Here is a 14,776-nt window from a genome sequence, read left to right as displayed (position 1 = left end):
CGCTTGTTGAAATTTATCGGACAGATTGAAAACCTGCCCACAGAAAGCCTTTTATAAAGCGCGCGACAGGGCAGGTGCTCACTGCGGGCGACACGATAGCTCATTTATGCCCGCTAAATTCTGTAATCTTGCCCCGCTATGCTGTTCACCGCGTATTTGATTCACATTGCGACCGCGATGACGCATTTATGTAAGGCTGGCGTGACACCCACTCAATGAACATCTTTCCAGTATTCGCGTTTGAGCAGGTAAACGAAGACCAGTAGAAAGGCCAGGTACAGCAGCACATACGTGCCGATACGCTGATGTCGCAATTTGACGGGGTTGGCCGAGTAATCGAGAAAGGTCACTAGGTTCCTGATTTTTTCATCGAACTGAGCAGGCGTCAGACTTCCCGAGCCCGGCACGATGGTCAGCTGATCACACGCCTCATGAGTCAGAGGCGCACCGCTCAACGGGTCATATCGTTTTTTGCCATCCTCCTCGATTTGCACCTGCTTGCAGCCGATCACCTGACGCCCCTGTAGCCCCACCAGCACATTCGGCATTGCCACATCAGGGAAAACCTTGTTGTTGACGCCCCAGGGCCGCGCCGGATCCTCATAGAACGAACGCAGGTAGCCATAAAGCCAATCGGTACCTCGCACACGCGCCACCAGGGTCAGATCAGGCGGCGCCGTGCCGAACCAGGTCTTGGCATCTGCCGGCTGCATACCGGTCTGCATGTGATCGCCGATTTTGGCTCCAGTGAAGACCAGTTTTTCCAGCATCACTTCATGAGGGATACCCAGATCGTCGGCCACACGCTCATACCGCTGGTATTTGGCGCCATGGCAGCCCATGCAGTAATTGACAAAGGTACGCGCCCCGTCCTGCAGGGCCGCCTTGTCGGACACATCGATGTCGACATGCTCAAGCGGCGCTCCACTTTCCGCCGCGAACACGAGCGCTGGCAGCGCCGCGAGGATCAACACAGCCAGAAATTTTCTCATAGCCCCGTTACCCTCTCCGGAACCGGCCGCGTGCGCTCCAGCCGGGTGTAGAACGGCATCAACAGAAAGTAGGCAAAGTACAGGCAGGCGCATATGCGCGCCACGACAGTACCCTCAGGCGTCGGCGGTTGAACTCCCAGGTAGCCGAGCGTAACGAATGACACGCAGAACAGGACCAGCGCGAGGCGGCTGATCCAGCCCTTGTAACGCATGGACCTGACCGGACTGCGATCGAGCCACGGCAGCACGAACAGCACCGCAATGGCCGATCCCATGGCCATGACGCCCATCAGCTTGTCAGGCACGGCGCGCAGAATGGCGTAGAACGGCGTGAAGTACCACACGGGCGCGATGTGCTCCGGGGTCTTGAACGCGTTGGCCGGCTCGAAATTCGGCTTCTCCAGAAAGTAGCCACCCATTTCCGGAAAAAAGAACACCACTGTACAAAAAACAAACAGAAACACCACCACCCCCACCAGATCCTTCAGGGTGAAATACGGATGAAAGGCGATGCCATCCAGAGGCTTGCCGTGTTCATCCTTGTGCTTCTTGATGTCGATGCCGTCCGGGTTATTGGAGCCCACTTCATGCAGCGCAAGAATGTGCAAAACGACCAGACCCAGGATCACGATGGGCAGCGCCACGACATGCAGCGCGAAGAAACGGTTCAGGGTGATGCCTGACACCAGATAGTCGCCCCGAATCCACTGGGTCAGGTCTTCACCTATCACCGGAATTGCACCAAACAGCGAAATGATCACCTGCGCGCCCCAGTAGGACATCTGCCCCCAGGGCAGCAGATACCCCATGAAGGCTTCTGCCATCAGACTCAGGTAGATCAGCATGCCGAAGATCCAGACCAGCTCACGAGGCTTCTGATAGGAGCCGTAAAGGAATCCTCGAAACATGTGCATATACACGACGATGAAGAACGCCGAAGCGCCTGTGGAGTGCAGCAGCCGCAAGATGGGACCGTACTCCACGTCACGCATGATGTATTCGATCGAGGCAAACGCACCCTCCGCCGTGGGCGTGTAACTCATCGTCAGCCAGATACCAGTCAGTATCTGATTGACCAGCACCAGCAATGCCAGCGAGCCGAAGAAATACAGAAAATTGAAGTTGCGCGGTACGTAGTATTTGCTGAGATGGTCTTCCCACATCCGCGTGGCGGGGAAGCGCGCATCGATCCAGTCCACCAGCCTGCCCATTACACGCCCTCCTGATCGACACCAATGACGATGACCGTGTCCGACTCGTAGGAATACGGAGGAACTGGCAGATTCAGAGGCGCGGGTTGAGACTTGTATACCCGACCAGCCAGGTCGTAGTGAGAGCCGTGACATGGACAGAAATAGCCGCCTACCCAGTCCTTGCCCAGGTCGGCAGGGGCGACTTCAGGACGGAAGGTCGGCGAGCATCCCAGGTGCGTGCAGATGCCGACCAGCAACACAATATCCGGCCTGATCGAGCGCAGCGCTGGATCGACATAGCCTGGCTGGACTGACGCCCTGGATTCGGGGTCAGACAATTGCCCGGTCAGTTTGCCAAGATTGTCCAGTATCTCGGGGCCGCGCCGCAGGATGAACACAGGTTGACCACGCCATTCAGCGACCATTTGCTGGCCCGGCTCTATCTTGCTGATGTTGACCTTGACCGGCGCGCCTGCCGCACGAGCCCTGGCGCTCGGAGACCAGGAGCCCACGAACGGAATCGCAGCGCCCACGGCCCCGGCGGCCCCCACCACCGACGTGGCAGCTACGAGAAAGCGACGCCGGCCCGTATTCACGCCGTCATTGCTCATTCAACCTTCTCCCATCAGCGATCCGGCCTGTCGAAGGCAGGCGTCTGTCTGATAACAATTTAGCTGTTATAAACGCTGCCGGAGGGTAAAAACACCCTTCGGCAGACGACCGCCTCAAAAGCACGGCAGGCTGTAAGTCATACGTTACAGCCCGGCCCTCGCCTGCAAAAAATCGAACAGCTCAAAACCGGCCCATAAAAAAACGCCCAACTCGATAAACGAGGTGGGCGTTCTTTTTGAACGAAGAACGAATTAACGCTTCGAGTACTGCGGACGCTTACGCGCTTTACGCAGACCGACTTTCTTACGTTCAACTTCACGAGCATCGCGAGTCACGAAGCCTGCTTTACGCAGCGCGCCACGCAGGGTTTCGTCGTACTGCATCAGAGCGCGAGTGATACCGTGGCGGATTGCGCCAGCCTGACCACTTACACCGCCACCGATAACGGTGACGTAGATGTCGAACTTTTCAACGGTCTCGGTCAGTTCCAGCGGCTGACGAACTACCATGCGGGCAGTTTCGCGGCCGAAGAACGATTCCAGAGTGCGGTTGTTGATCGAGATGTTACCAGTACCCGGACGCAGGAAAACGCGTGCGGTTGCGGTCTTGCGACGGCCAGTGCCGTAATTTTGAGTCGCCGACATAATGAACTATTCCGTTAAAACTTCAGTTCTTGGGGCTGCTGAGCAGTATGAGGGTGTACAGCGCCCGCATAGACTTTCAGCTTACGATACATGTCGCGACCCAGCGGGTTCTTAGGCAGCATGCCTTTGACCGCGGTCTCGATCACGCGCTCAGGAGCTTTGGCGATCAGCTTTTCGAAGTTGATCGACTTGATCCCGCCCGGAAAACCGGAGTGTGAGTAGTAGATCTTGTCGGTAGTCTTGGCACCGGTAACGCGGATCTGCTCGGCATTGATCACGACGATGTAGTCGCCGGTATCAACGTGCGGAGTGTATTCCGGTTTGTGCTTGCCACGCAGACGGCTCGCGATTTCGGTGGCCAGACGACCCAGGGTCTGACCAGCAGCGTCGACGACGAACCAGTCGCGCTTAACTGTTTCCGGTTTAGCAGTAAAAGTTTTCATTCTTTATAGCCTCAGGGGCCGCCCTGAAAATGAGACGGCGGATCTTACTGAATAGTGCGTACTTTGACAAGTCAAAGGCAGCCGGAAACAGACGCTATCGGGGGCTCGGGTCAGCGCGTCCGTTCTACGGCAAGATTCTTCGGCAGACGGCGCATCACTTCCACTGCAAAGAGCTGGCGGATTATACAGGCTGAAAAAATAACCTCAACCGGTTTTTCGTTCACGTTCTGTTTATTGCTCCGGACCGCCGTGATGGAGGATATTTGCCGCCTGCCATCCAGCCTTCGGAAGGTCCGCACACCTCGGGTTGCCTGCGACCTGACTGGACACGCCCGAGAAAAAATAAGACGATCCAGCCGTTGATTGACCATTTACCCATATAAGAATAAAGACTATGCCAACCCAACACTCAACGCCTCTGCGGCGCGTCAGCATTCTGGCCACCGACAAGGTGTTCGCCTCGACCCTGATGCAGGCCAAGGACTTTTTCCACCTGGCCAGCCTCAGGTACAGCAGACAACTGGGTCACGGCCTGGTACCCGCTTTCGAAATACGCCTTGTCAGCCCGGACGGTCAGCCCGTCGGCAGCTTCAGCGATGTCACGCTGCCGGTGGATGGCGACCTGTGCCAGAGCGACATCATTGTGATCCCGGCCTTCTGGGATGATTTCGACGCGCTCTGCCAACGTTACCCTCAGGTCCTGCCGTGGCTGCGCGAGCAGCATGCCCGTGGCGCAGTCCTGTGCGCAGAAGCCACCGGGGTGTTCTGGCTCGCCGAGGCCGGGCTGCTCGATGGCAAGGAAGCGACCACCTACTGGCGCTTTTTCAACCAGTTCGCCGAGCGCTACCCGAACGTGCTGCTCAATCAGGAGAAACACCTGACCGACGCCGACAACCTGTATTGCGCGGGCGGCACCACGTCTGCCTGCGACCTGTACATCTATCTGATCGAGCGGTTCTGCGGTGCAAACGTCGCACAGGCCGTGGCCCGCGACATTCTTTATGAAGTCCGGCGCACCTATTCACCGGGCAGAATCGGCTTCGGCGGTCAGAAGCTGCATCAGGACGTGATCATCCTGCAGATCCAGCACTGGCTCGAGGAACACTTCGCAGACAAGTTTCGCTTTGAAGATGTGGCAAGAGAACACGGCATGAGCATTCGCAACTTCATGCGCCGCTTCCAGACCGCCACCGGTGACAAGCCTTTGCATTACCTGCAACGCCTGCGCATCGAAACCGCCAAGGGTCTGTTGTCCGGCTCACGCAAAAGCATCAAGACCATCAGCTACGAAGTCGGTTACGACGACGCCAGCTTCTTCGCGCGCCTGTTCCGCCAACACACCGAACTGTCACCGAATCAGTATCGCCAGCAATTTCAGCAGGCCGCCTGACCGGCTGAAACCTGCGGGACGCAAAAACGAAAAAGGCCTGCAATGCAGGCCTTTCCGTATCTAACTTTCAAACCATCAAGGCTTGTGCGCCCGCGACAGAAACTCGTGGGACTGCATTTCCAGCAAACGGCTGAGGGTGCGCTGGAATTCGAACATCAGTCGACCGCCGGTGTACAAATCCTTCAGCTCGACTTCCGCCGAGATGATCAGCTTCACGTTGCGATCGTAGAATTCGTCGACCATGTTGATGAAACGACGGGCGATGTCGTCCTTGGAGACGTCCATCTGCTCGACACCACTGAGCAGCACGGCGTGGAAAATCTTGCCCAGCTCGATGTAGTCGTTCTGGCTACGCGGGCCGTCGCACAATTCGCGGAAATCGAACCAGGCCACGTCATCACAGGTGCGCAAGGCACGAATCTCGCGATTCTCGATCACCAGCACATCGTTCTCGATGGTTTCTGCGCATTCCGGCGTCAGCGCCTTGAAGCTTTTGCGCATGCTGTCCTGCGCCGCTTCATTGAGCGGGAAGTGGAACAGTTCAGCCTGCTCCAGGTGACGCAGACGATAATCGACGCCGCTGTCGACGTTGACGATGTCGGTGTTCTGCTTGATCAGCGCGATGGCCGGCAGGAAGCGTGCCCGCTGCAGGCCGTCCTTGTACAAGCCGTCCGGCACGATGTTGGACGTCGCGACCAGCGTTACACCGTTCTTGAACAGCTCTTCCATCAAGGTGCCGAGGATCATCGCGTCAGTGATATCGGACACGAAGAACTCGTCGAAGCAGATCACGCGTGCCTCATCGGAAAAACGCCTGGCGATGATCGTCAGCGGGTTTTTCTCGCCCTTGAGGGTCTTCATCTCTTCGTGCACGCGCTTCATGAAGCGGTGGAAGTGAGTACGGACCTTGTCCTTGAACGGCAGTGCGTCGAAGAAGGTATCGACCAGATAGGTTTTGCCGCGCCCTACTCCGCCCCAGAAATAAAGGCCTTTGACCAGGGTCGGCTCTTTCTTGCCGAACAGCTTGCCGAACAGGCCGGGCTTGCTGTCATGGGAAGCGATCAGATCGTCGTACAGGCGCTGCAAATGACGCACAGCATTCTCCTGCGCGGCATCATGGAAAAAGTCCGGGCGCTTGAGATCAGCTTGATATCGTTCTAGGGGCGTCATATTCGTTAGCAAGGCAACAAAAACGGGCCGTCACTGTAACGACGACCCCAGGGAATGGCAATCAGTCCTGTTGAGGAGCGAGTGCCGACTTGAGGGTCTGGATGGCGCTGTCGCGTGCGGCAGCATCGGCAAACACCGGACTGTCGGCCACGCACGCGTCATCCAGCCAGAGCGTGAAACGATCAGCTTCAGTACGCAGATCGAGCTCACCGCCCTGCTGCAACTGTTTGCTCACCGCACCCGCCGCCTTGCCGTCGGCAAAATTGCGCGACAACAGCAACTGTTCGCCATCGGCCGCCAGCAGACGGAAACGGAAGCTGCCGTCATCCTCACGGAAGCTGACGAAGCGTGCGCCCTTGGCGGCTTTCTTCTTGCCGGTGTCCGCGCCCTGCACCACGGTACGGAATGAGCGAAGGCCAACAGCCTCACGCAGTTCGCCGAGGAACGGCGTGGCGACACGACGGGCCTTCTCGGCACCCGCCAACAAAATGTCTTCCAGATCGGCGGGACGCTCGATCAGACCCAGATACTTTTCACGCTTCTCGGCCAACTCGGCGTCCAGCAACGTGAACAGACGATTTTTCGCCTCACCCCAGCCAAGACCTTCCAGCAACTCGGCACGGAACGCTGCGCATTGCTCGGGCGTGGAGAAGGCCTGATACAGCGTGAACAGATGGGAATTGTCCGGATCCTTCGCTTCGCCCGGCGCACGCGAGTCAGTCACGATGCGCGAAATCGCATCCTTCATCTCTTTGGCGCTGCTGAACAACGGGATGGTGTTGTCGTAGCTCTTGGACATCTTGCGGCCGTCCAGACCGGGCAGCGTCGCGACACTCTCCTCGATCAGCGCTTCGGGCATGACAAAGAATTCCTTGCCCTTGCCGAACAGGTGGTTGAAGCGCTGGCCGATATCACGCGCCATTTCGACGTGTTGAATCTGATCGCGACCCACCGGGACCTGATGTGCGTTGAACATCAGGATGTCTGCCGCCATCAGCACCGGATAGCTGTACAGCCCCATGGTGATGCCGGAGTCCGGGTCTTCGCCACCTTCGACGTTCTTGTCCACCGACGCCTTGTAGGCATGCGCACGGTTGAGCAGGCCCTTGGCGGCCACGCAGGTCAGCAGCCAGGTCAGTTCAGGAATTTCCGGGATGTCGGACTGACGGTAGAACGTCACGCGATCAACGTCCAGACCCGCAGCCAGCCAGGTCGCTGCGATTTCCAGACGCGAGCGCTGAATGCGCAGCGGGTCATCGCATTTGATCAGCGCGTGGTAATCGGCCAGAAAATAGAACGAGTCGAAGCCGCTCTGACGGCTGGCGACGATGGCCGGGCGAATCGCGCCCGCGTAGTTACCCAGATGGGGGGTGCCGGTGGTCGTGATACCGGTCAGGATACGAGTGGTCATGGCAGGTCGCTTATCTATGGGCTGCAATCAATTGGAGAGACGCGGCAGGATCAATTCTTTGAGATCGGTCAGCTTGCCGTGAAAAAAGTGTCCGCATTCTGCCACTTTCAGCAGCTCATGGGGACGCTGCAGCGCAGCCGACCAGGCGTAGACGGTTTCCGGTTCGATGACTTCGTCGGTTTCGGGCTGAATCACCGTCAGCGGGCAATTCTGCGGCAGCACACTGTGGTCCTGCAGGCGAGAAGCGGCGGCGGCGACCAGAAACAGGTGCTTGAGTTTTTCGCCCTGTGCTTCAAGCCGGCCACCCAGATTCGCCGCGACGTAACCGCCGAAGGAAAAGCCGAACAGGGTCATTGGAAGATCCGGGTGTTTTTCACGTAGCCATTTGGCGGCAGCCTGTGCGTCATCGATCTCGCCAGGCCCTGCCACTGACGTTCCGGCACTGGCGCCGACGCCACGATAATTGAAGCGCAGGGTGATCAGGCCTTCGTCCCGCGCAGTGCGCTGTAACGTGGAGACGACTTTATTGAGCATCGTTCCACCCTGGATCGGGTTAGGATGGCAGATCAGTGCGACGCCTCTGGCATCGGGTACGTCCTGATACAGTGCTTCGATCTGGCCCTCGGGGCCATCGATGAATAGTGGGGTTTCGCGCATGAGCAAAAAGAACTCCGTGACCTCGAAATGGGTCAACTCGTCTAGCTGATTGTCTGTGGCTTGCATATCAACGACACGTCGCGGGTATACAGCGCAGGTTCGAGCCGTTAACGTAAAGCAAAGCCGTTTATAGAGGAAGGACTCGTGGAACACTCGCTCTTAGTCTGGTTGCTGCCGACTCTCGCCCTGGTTGCCGGTGTCGTCATTGGTTTCCTGGTCGCACGTCTGCTGCCCAACACCGTTCCGAACAGCACCCAGCGCCAGCTGGATGACATTCAGGAGCGTTTCGATACCTATCAGAACGAGGTGGTCACTCACTTCAACAGTACGGCTAACCTGGTCCAGAAGCTTTCGCAAAGCTACCACGACGTACAGGAGCATCTCGCCGAGGGCGCCAACCGTCTGGCCCTTGACGAACTGACCCGCCAACGTTTGCTGGCCGCTCTGCACCCGGAGGCCAACCAGGCTCCTCGCGACCGCCTGACACCGCCACGCAACACCGAAGCCCCAAAGGATTACGCGCCAAAATCGCCTGACACCCCGGGCATGCTGGACGAGCATTACGGTTTGAAGAAGTAACGAAACCGCCAGTCCTACCGAAAGCCGCCATTCGAAATGAACGGCGGCTTTTTTATGTCTGCCATAGCTACTACGTAAGATTTCAAAGACTCTCAGACAACGCAGAAAATTCCTACGACCGTCAGGGACTACACGCTCTACCTGCCATCGCCCCGCCTCCGTATCTTCCTGCCTACTCAAGGAGGAATCGATGAATAGAATTTTCTTGGGGATGCGTGCTCACAGCCAGCTGCGTTCTTGGCGATTGCGTAAAGGACTGCTACATCTTTCAGCTCAAGCCAGAGACCCGACTGACACTCAAATGCGAGACAGCCCCATTTCATCGTCATCGCGAAAATGCATGAATGGCGATTGAAAGTGGTTTGTTACCTTCGTATCCAGAGAATAAAAGCGCCGAGAGGGAGACTCCATGCGAAAAATCATCTGTTTGCTTATGCTCGCCATGCTGTCTGGCTGCGTGTCAGGAGACTGCGAGAAAGACTGCTATCTGATCAAACACAGCATCCCGGACCTTGAACATGCATGCACAATGGATCCGCACCGGGGAGGTTGTCCGATCAATCCTTGATTGCCCGCACGGGCTTTTCAAGGTCATGCGACTCAATCCCTGGCGCCACGATCAAACAAAAAACCCGCCATCATCGGCGGGTTTTCTGTAACAGGCTGAGACTCAGATCGCGCCGCGGCTGCGCAATACGTCCAGCACCCGCTTCACGCCTTCATCCACTGTCAGCGTCTGGGTGTCGATCACCAGATCGGCATCCAGCGGCACGTCGTACGGGAAGGACTCGCCCGGGATGTTGTCGCCGTCGGCAGCGTACAGGCCCTGAGGATCACGCTCACGGCAGATGGCAGGCGATGCCTGGACGTAGACCGTCACGAGGCGATCCTTGCCGATCAGCGCTTTCACGCGTTCACGGCCTTCGGCATCCGGTGCCACGAACGCGGCCAGGGTCAACAGACCGGCTTCGTTGAACTGACGCGCCACGTGAGCGGCACGGCTCCAGTTCTCGGTACGACCGGCACGGTTCTGCGGCAGGCCTTTGTTCAGGTCGTGACGCAGGTTCTGGCCATCCAGCACGTATACGGCGCGGCCCATGTCGAACAGCTTGCGCTCGACCGCGTAGGCCAGTGTGCTTTTACCCGCGCCCGACAGGCCACTGAACAGCACGGTGGCTGGCTGCTGACCGAAGCGCTGAGCGCGCTCCTGAGTGGTCACGTGCGCCGACTCACCATGATGCGTCGAGCCACCGGCACTGACCGGCTTGGCGATGATCATGCCCGCCGCTACCGTGCCGTTGGTCAAACGGTCGATGACGATGAACGCACCGGTGGTGCGGTTGCTGTCGTAGCCGTCCAGCGCGATAGGCGCGTCAAGGCTGATCTTGACGCGGCCGATCTCGTTCAACTGCAGCGAACTGGCAGGGCCTTCGACCAGCGTGTTCACGTCCACCCTGTGGGTAATACTGGCAATCGAACCCGGCACGTAGCTGGTGGCGCGTTTGATGTCGTATTTCTTGCCCGGCAGCATCGGCTCCTCAGCCATCCAGACCAGCATGGCGTCGAACGCGTCGCTGACCTGCGGGACGTTGTCGGCATGCACCAACAGGTCGCCACGGGAGATGTCGATCTCGTCTTCCATGGTCAGCGTCACGGCCTGACCGGGACCGGCCTGCTCCAGCTCGCCTTCGAAGGTGACGATGGATTTCACGCGGCTGCTCTTGCCCGACGGCAGCACGACGATTTCATCGCCCTTGTGCACGATGCCGCTCGCCAGCGTACCGGCAAAGCCACGGAAGTTTAGGTTCGGACGGTTGACGTACTGCACCGGGAAACGCAGGTCGGTGTAGTTGCGGTCACTGGCGATTTCGACAGTTTCCAGAATTTCCATCAGCGACTGGCCGGTGTACCACGGCGAACGCTCGCTGCGGTTGACCACGTTGTCGCCCTTGAGCGCCGACATCGGCACGAAAGCCATGGTGGTCGGCTTGAAGGCAATGCCTTCGGCAAACTTCAGGTAATCGGCCTTGATCGACTCGAACACGCCCTCATCGAAGCCGTTGAGGTCCATCTTGTTGATGGCGACCACGATGTGTTTGATGCCCAGCAGGGATGCGATGTAGCTGTGGCGACGGGTCTGGGTCTGCACGCCGTAACGCGCATCCACCAGAATGATCGCCAAATCGCAGGTCGATGCACCGGTGGCCATGTTGCGGGTGTACTGCTCGTGGCCCGGGGTATCGGCAATGATGAATTTGCGCTTGGCCGTGGAGAAGTAGCGGTAGGCGACATCGATGGTGATGCCCTGCTCGCGCTCGGCCTGCAGACCGTCCACCAGCAACGCCAGATCGACGTCGTCGCCTGTGGTGCCGGACTTCTTGGAGTCACGGGTAATGGCTTCCAGATGATCTTCGTAGATCATCTTGGAATCGTGCAGCAGGCGTCCGATCAACGTGCTCTTGCCGTCGTCGACGTTGCCACAGGTAAGAAAGCGCAGCATTTCCTTGCGTTCGTGCTGGCCCAGATAAGCGAGGATGTCCTCACTGATCAAATCAGATTGATGCGACATGTGACACCCCCTTAGAAATAACCCTGACGTTTCTTTTCTTCCATCGAGCCTGCGCCATCGTGGTCGATGACCCGGCCCTGACGTTCGGAAGTTCGCGTCAGCAGCATTTCCTGAATGATGTCAGTCAGGCTGGTGGCTTCGGATTCGACGGCACCGGTCAACGGGTAGCAGCCGAGCGTGCGGAAACGCACCTTCTTCTTGACGATGCGCGCCTTTTCCTCGTCCGTCAGGTGTTCGAGGATACGATCGTCGTCGATCATGATCAGCGTGCCGTTCTTCTCGATCACGTCACGCTCGGCCGCGAAGTACAGCGGCACAATCGGGATGCCTTCAAGGTAGATGTACTGCCAGATGTCCAGCTCGGTCCAGTTCGACAGCGGGAACACGCGGATCGACTCGCCCTTGTTGACGTTGCCGTTGTACACGTTCCACAGCTCGGGACGCTGGTTCTTCGGGTCCCAGCGGTGCTTGCTGTCGCGGAAGGAATACACGCGCTCCTTGGCGCGGGACTTCTCTTCGTCGCGACGTGCGCCACCGAAAGCTGCGTCGAAACCATGCTTGTCCAGTGCCTGCTTGAGGCCCTCGGTTTTCATGATATCGGTGTGCTTGGCACTGCCGTGGGTGAATGGGTTGATGCCCTGCGCCACGCCATCGGGGTTGATGTGGGTGATCAGGTCCAGGCCCATTTCCTCGACCATCTGGTCGCGGAAGCGATACATTTCCTGGAATTTCCAGCGGGTATCGACATGCATGACCGGAAACGGCAGCTTGCCCGGAAAGAAAGCCTTGCGCGCCAGATGCAGCATCACGGCCGAATCCTTGCCGATCGAGTACAGCATCACCGGGTTATCGAACTCGGCGGCGACCTCGCGGATGATGTGGATGCTTTCCGCCTCCAGCTGTTTCAGATGCGTCAGTTTATCAACCATGGTTACTCACGTTCGTTGGACCGGGAAAACCCGGGGCGGCCTGCGGGCCGTATTCGAGCCGTGCACTTTATCATGCACGATATCGCTAATCAGCGCGGCGGCTAGATCGAAACGATCTATGCATATGCTCCGCCGTTTGATGGATCAGATCGGGTTTGGGCAGTCGATAAAAATGTGCTCGACGGCAAAGCGCCGCGCCAGATAATCACCCAGCGCCTGAACACCATAACGTTCGGTGGCGTGGTGCCCGGCGGCAATGAAGCTGATGTCGTTTTCTCGCGCACTGTGAAAGGTCTGCTCTGACGCTTCGCCGCTCAGGAACAGATCGACGCCTTCAAGCACCGCCTGATCGATGTAACCCTGACCACCTCCCGTGCACCAGCCGACGCGACGAATCATCTGGCTGCCCTCGATCAGCAACGGCTCGCGACCCAGCGCCTCCTGGACACGACGGGCGAAATCGCGCGGGGTCACGGCCTCGGACAAGGAACCGATCAGACCGATCACTTTGGGGTTTTCCGGATCGAGAGGACCTTCGACGGTGATATCCAGTTGACGCGCCAACTGCACGTTGTTGCCCACGTCGGGATGCACATCGAGCGGCAGGTGATAGGCCAGCAGGCTGATGTCGTGCTTGAGCAAGGTTTTCAGGCGACGCTGCTTCATGCCGACAACGCAAGGGTTCTCGCCCTTCCAGAAATAGCCGTGGTGCACAAGAATCAGATCAGCCTGCGCCTCGACCGCCGCGTCCAGCAGCGCCTGGCTCGCCGTGACGCCGCTGACGATCCGCATCACCTGCGGACGGCCTTCGACCTGCAGGCCATTGGGGCAGTAATCCTGAATACGGGCGCTATTGAGATAGCGGTCGGCTTCTTCTACCAGGGTGCTCAGGGCAACAGCCATAAAAGACTCCTAAATATGCAGTTCAGAGCTGCTTTGTGCTCGTATAATGCCCGCCATTATGGCGCACCCGTGGCAAAAATTTCTGCGCCGAAACCATCAGGACTTGTTCAATGCTCAAGGCTCTGCGCTTTTTCGGCTGGCCACTGCTGGCCGGTGTGCTTATCGCCATGCTGATCATTCAGCGTTATCCACAATGGGTAGGATTGCCCAGCCTGGATGTCAATCTGCAACAGGCACCGCAGACCACCAATATCATGCAGGGTCCTTCTTCCTACGCCGACGCGGTGAGCGCGGCCGCGCCCGCCGTGGTGAACCTGTATACCACCAAGATGGTGAACAAGGGCGCCAACCCACTGTTCGAAGATCCCCAGTTCCGTCGCTTTTTCGGCGACAACACCCCCAAACAGAAGCGCATGGAATCCAGCCTGGGCTCCGGCGTGATCATGAGCCCGGAAGGCTACCTGCTGACCAACAACCACGTGACCATCGGCGCAGACCAGATTGTCGTGGCGCTCAAGGACGGTCGCGAAACCATCGCTCGCGTGATCGGCAACGACCCTGAAACCGATCTGGCAGTCCTGAAAATCGACCTGAAAAACCTGCCGTCGATCACCATTGCCCGCTCTGACGGCATTCGCATCGGCGATGTGGCACTGGCCATCGGCAACCCGTTTGGAGTCGGCCAGACAGTGACCATGGGCATTATCAGCGCCACGGGCCGCAACCAGCTGGGGCTCAACACCTACGAAGACTTCATTCAGACCGACGCAGCGATCAACCCCGGCAACTCGGGCGGCGCGCTGGTGGATGCCAGCGGCAACCTGACCGGCATCAACACGGCGATCTTTTCCAAGTCCGGTGGCTCGCAAGGCATCGGTTTTGCCATCCCGACCAAACTGGCGATGGACGTCATGAAGTCGATCATCGAACACGGTCAGGTGATTCGTGGCTGGCTGGGTATCGAGGTTCAGCCGCTGACTCAGGAACTGGCCGAGTCGTTCGGCTTGAAAGATCGTCCGGGCATCGTGGTCGCCGGTATCTTCCGCGACGGACCGGCGCAGAAAGCCGGCCTGCAGTTGGGTGACGTCATTCTGAGTATCAACGGCGAACCGGCCGGCGATGGCCGTCGCTCGATGAACCAGGTGGCGCGCACCAAACCCAAGGACAAGATTGCCATCGACGTGATGCGTAACGGCAAGGAACTGCGCCTTAGCGCCGAAGTGGGCCTGCGCCCACCTCCCGCGCCGACGCCTGCTGCGAATCCTGAGTGATTTGAAACGGACG

At 58.3% G+C, this 14,776-nt stretch carries 14 protein-coding genes; 3 read left to right on the top strand and 11 right to left on the bottom strand.

From position 1 onward, the window contains the following. Positions 1-212: 212 nt before the first annotated feature. The 5 genes from QRN20_RS09530 to rplM all read right to left on the bottom strand — a co-directional run bounded on the left by QRN20_RS09530 (position 213) and on the right by rplM (position 3,884). Positions 213-992 carry a cytochrome c1 gene (locus tag QRN20_RS09530; RefSeq protein WP_058431415.1) on the bottom strand — a complete coding sequence of 260 codons (780 nt, stop codon included), beginning with the start codon at positions 990-992 and terminating at the stop codon, positions 213-215. Beyond that, positions 989-2,203: a cytochrome b gene (locus QRN20_RS09525; protein ID WP_285360246.1), complete on the bottom strand. Its 1,215-nt coding sequence runs from the start codon at positions 2,201-2,203 to the stop codon at positions 989-991. The genes QRN20_RS09530 and QRN20_RS09525 overlap by 4 nt, the downstream gene beginning before the upstream one ends. Then, entirely contained in the window at positions 2,203-2,796 is a 594-nt protein-coding gene (gene petA / locus QRN20_RS09520) for a ubiquinol-cytochrome c reductase iron-sulfur subunit (protein WP_004881523.1), read from the bottom strand. Before petA ends, QRN20_RS09525 begins: the two co-directional genes overlap by 1 nt. Before the next feature lie 252 nt (positions 2,797-3,048). Further along, positions 3,049-3,441: a 30S ribosomal protein S9 gene (gene rpsI, locus QRN20_RS09515; protein WP_004881524.1), complete on the bottom strand. Its 393-nt coding sequence runs from the start codon at positions 3,439-3,441 to the stop codon at positions 3,049-3,051. Between the two features lie 14 nt (positions 3,442-3,455). Then, on the bottom strand, positions 3,456-3,884 hold the full coding sequence (gene rplM, locus QRN20_RS09510) for a 50S ribosomal protein L13 (protein ID WP_002555065.1): 429 nt from the start codon (positions 3,882-3,884) through the stop codon (positions 3,456-3,458). A gap of 493 nt (positions 3,885-4,377) precedes the next feature. Here rplM and QRN20_RS09505 point away from each other — a divergent pair, with 493 nt between their 5' ends. Beyond that, the gene (locus QRN20_RS09505) at positions 4,378-5,274 is read left to right on the top strand and encodes a GlxA family transcriptional regulator (RefSeq protein WP_161627638.1); all 897 of its coding nucleotides are present in this window, start codon (positions 4,378-4,380) and stop codon (positions 5,272-5,274) included. A gap of 75 nt (positions 5,275-5,349) precedes the next feature. Here QRN20_RS09505 and zapE read toward each other — a convergent pair whose 3' ends face one another. From zapE to QRN20_RS09490, 3 genes are all read right to left on the bottom strand, one after another. After that, positions 5,350-6,444, bottom strand: coding sequence for a cell division protein ZapE (gene zapE, locus QRN20_RS09500; RefSeq protein ID WP_004881527.1), 1,095 nt, complete (start codon positions 6,442-6,444; stop codon positions 5,350-5,352). A 61-nt stretch (positions 6,445-6,505) separates the two neighbouring features. Beyond that, positions 6,506-7,855 (bottom strand): tryptophan--tRNA ligase, encoded by a 1,350-nt coding sequence (locus QRN20_RS09495; RefSeq protein WP_029243308.1) that lies wholly within the window; start codon positions 7,853-7,855, stop codon positions 6,506-6,508. Between the two features lie 27 nt (positions 7,856-7,882). Then, positions 7,883-8,512, bottom strand: a complete 630-nt coding sequence (locus QRN20_RS09490; RefSeq protein WP_032650795.1) for an alpha/beta hydrolase — start codon at positions 8,510-8,512, stop codon at positions 7,883-7,885. Positions 8,513-8,656: 144 nt separating this feature from the next. Here QRN20_RS09490 and QRN20_RS09485 point away from each other — a divergent pair, with 144 nt between their 5' ends. Then, positions 8,657-9,091: a Z-ring associated ZapG family protein gene (locus tag QRN20_RS09485; protein WP_004881530.1), complete on the top strand. Its 435-nt coding sequence runs from the start codon at positions 8,657-8,659 to the stop codon at positions 9,089-9,091. Between the two features lie 670 nt (positions 9,092-9,761). Here QRN20_RS09485 and cysN read toward each other — a convergent pair. The 3 genes from cysN to QRN20_RS09470 all read right to left on the bottom strand — a co-directional run bounded on the left by cysN (position 9,762) and on the right by QRN20_RS09470 (position 13,492). Beyond that, on the bottom strand, positions 9,762-11,660 hold the full coding sequence (gene cysN, locus QRN20_RS09480) for a sulfate adenylyltransferase subunit CysN (protein ID WP_029243310.1): 1,899 nt from the start codon (positions 11,658-11,660) through the stop codon (positions 9,762-9,764). An 11-nt stretch (positions 11,661-11,671) separates the two neighbouring features. Next, positions 11,672-12,589, bottom strand: a complete 918-nt coding sequence (gene cysD, locus QRN20_RS09475) for a sulfate adenylyltransferase subunit CysD (protein ID WP_024687156.1) — start codon at positions 12,587-12,589, stop codon at positions 11,672-11,674. Between the two features lie 144 nt (positions 12,590-12,733). After that, on the bottom strand, positions 12,734-13,492 hold the full coding sequence (locus QRN20_RS09470; protein ID WP_004881533.1) for a Nif3-like dinuclear metal center hexameric protein: 759 nt from the start codon (positions 13,490-13,492) through the stop codon (positions 12,734-12,736). Positions 13,493-13,602: 110 nt separating this feature from the next. On the opposite strand from QRN20_RS09470, the gene algW reads away from it, so the two are divergent. Further along, positions 13,603-14,763: a Do family serine endopeptidase AlgW gene (algW, locus tag QRN20_RS09465; RefSeq protein WP_004881534.1), complete on the top strand. Its 1,161-nt coding sequence runs from the start codon at positions 13,603-13,605 to the stop codon at positions 14,761-14,763. Positions 14,764-14,776: the final 13 nt, after the last annotated feature.

Source organism: Pseudomonas sp. fls2-241-TYG-175 (assembly GCF_030209155.1).
GTDB lineage: Bacteria > Pseudomonadota > Gammaproteobacteria > Pseudomonadales > Pseudomonadaceae > Aquipseudomonas > Aquipseudomonas viridiflava.
This window is presented reverse-complemented; position numbering and strand designations above follow the sequence as displayed.

What these genes read in the sequence shown, in the direction of transcription:
- cysD (WP_024687156.1), bottom strand. Translation starts at nt 12,589, where the DNA reads ATGGTTGATAAACTGACGCATCTGAAACAGCTGGAGGCGGAAAGCATC.
- rpsI (WP_004881524.1), bottom strand. Translation starts at nt 3,441, where the DNA reads ATGTCGGCGACTCAAAATTACGGCACTGGCCGTCGCAAGACCGCAACC.
- cysN (WP_029243310.1), bottom strand. Translation starts at nt 11,660, where the DNA reads ATGTCGCATCAATCTGATTTGATCAGTGAGGACATCCTCGCTTATCTG.
- zapE (WP_004881527.1), bottom strand. Translation starts at nt 6,444, where the DNA reads ATGACGCCCCTAGAACGATATCAAGCTGATCTCAAGCGCCCGGACTTT.
- petA (WP_004881523.1), bottom strand. Translation starts at nt 2,796, where the DNA reads ATGAGCAATGACGGCGTGAATACGGGCCGGCGTCGCTTTCTCGTAGCT.
- algW (WP_004881534.1), top strand. Translation starts at nt 13,603, where the DNA reads ATGCTCAAGGCTCTGCGCTTTTTCGGCTGGCCACTGCTGGCCGGTGTG.
- QRN20_RS09525 (WP_285360246.1), bottom strand. Translation starts at nt 2,203, where the DNA reads ATGGGCAGGCTGGTGGACTGGATCGATGCGCGCTTCCCCGCCACGCGG.
- QRN20_RS09530 (WP_058431415.1), bottom strand. Translation starts at nt 992, where the DNA reads ATGAGAAAATTTCTGGCTGTGTTGATCCTCGCGGCGCTGCCAGCGCTC.
- rplM (WP_002555065.1), bottom strand. Translation starts at nt 3,884, where the DNA reads ATGAAAACTTTTACTGCTAAACCGGAAACAGTTAAGCGCGACTGGTTC.
- QRN20_RS09470 (WP_004881533.1), bottom strand. Translation starts at nt 13,492, where the DNA reads ATGGCTGTTGCCCTGAGCACCCTGGTAGAAGAAGCCGACCGCTATCTC.
- QRN20_RS09495 (WP_029243308.1), bottom strand. Translation starts at nt 7,855, where the DNA reads ATGACCACTCGTATCCTGACCGGTATCACGACCACCGGCACCCCCCAT.
- QRN20_RS09490 (WP_032650795.1), bottom strand. Translation starts at nt 8,512, where the DNA reads ATGCGCGAAACCCCACTATTCATCGATGGCCCCGAGGGCCAGATCGAA.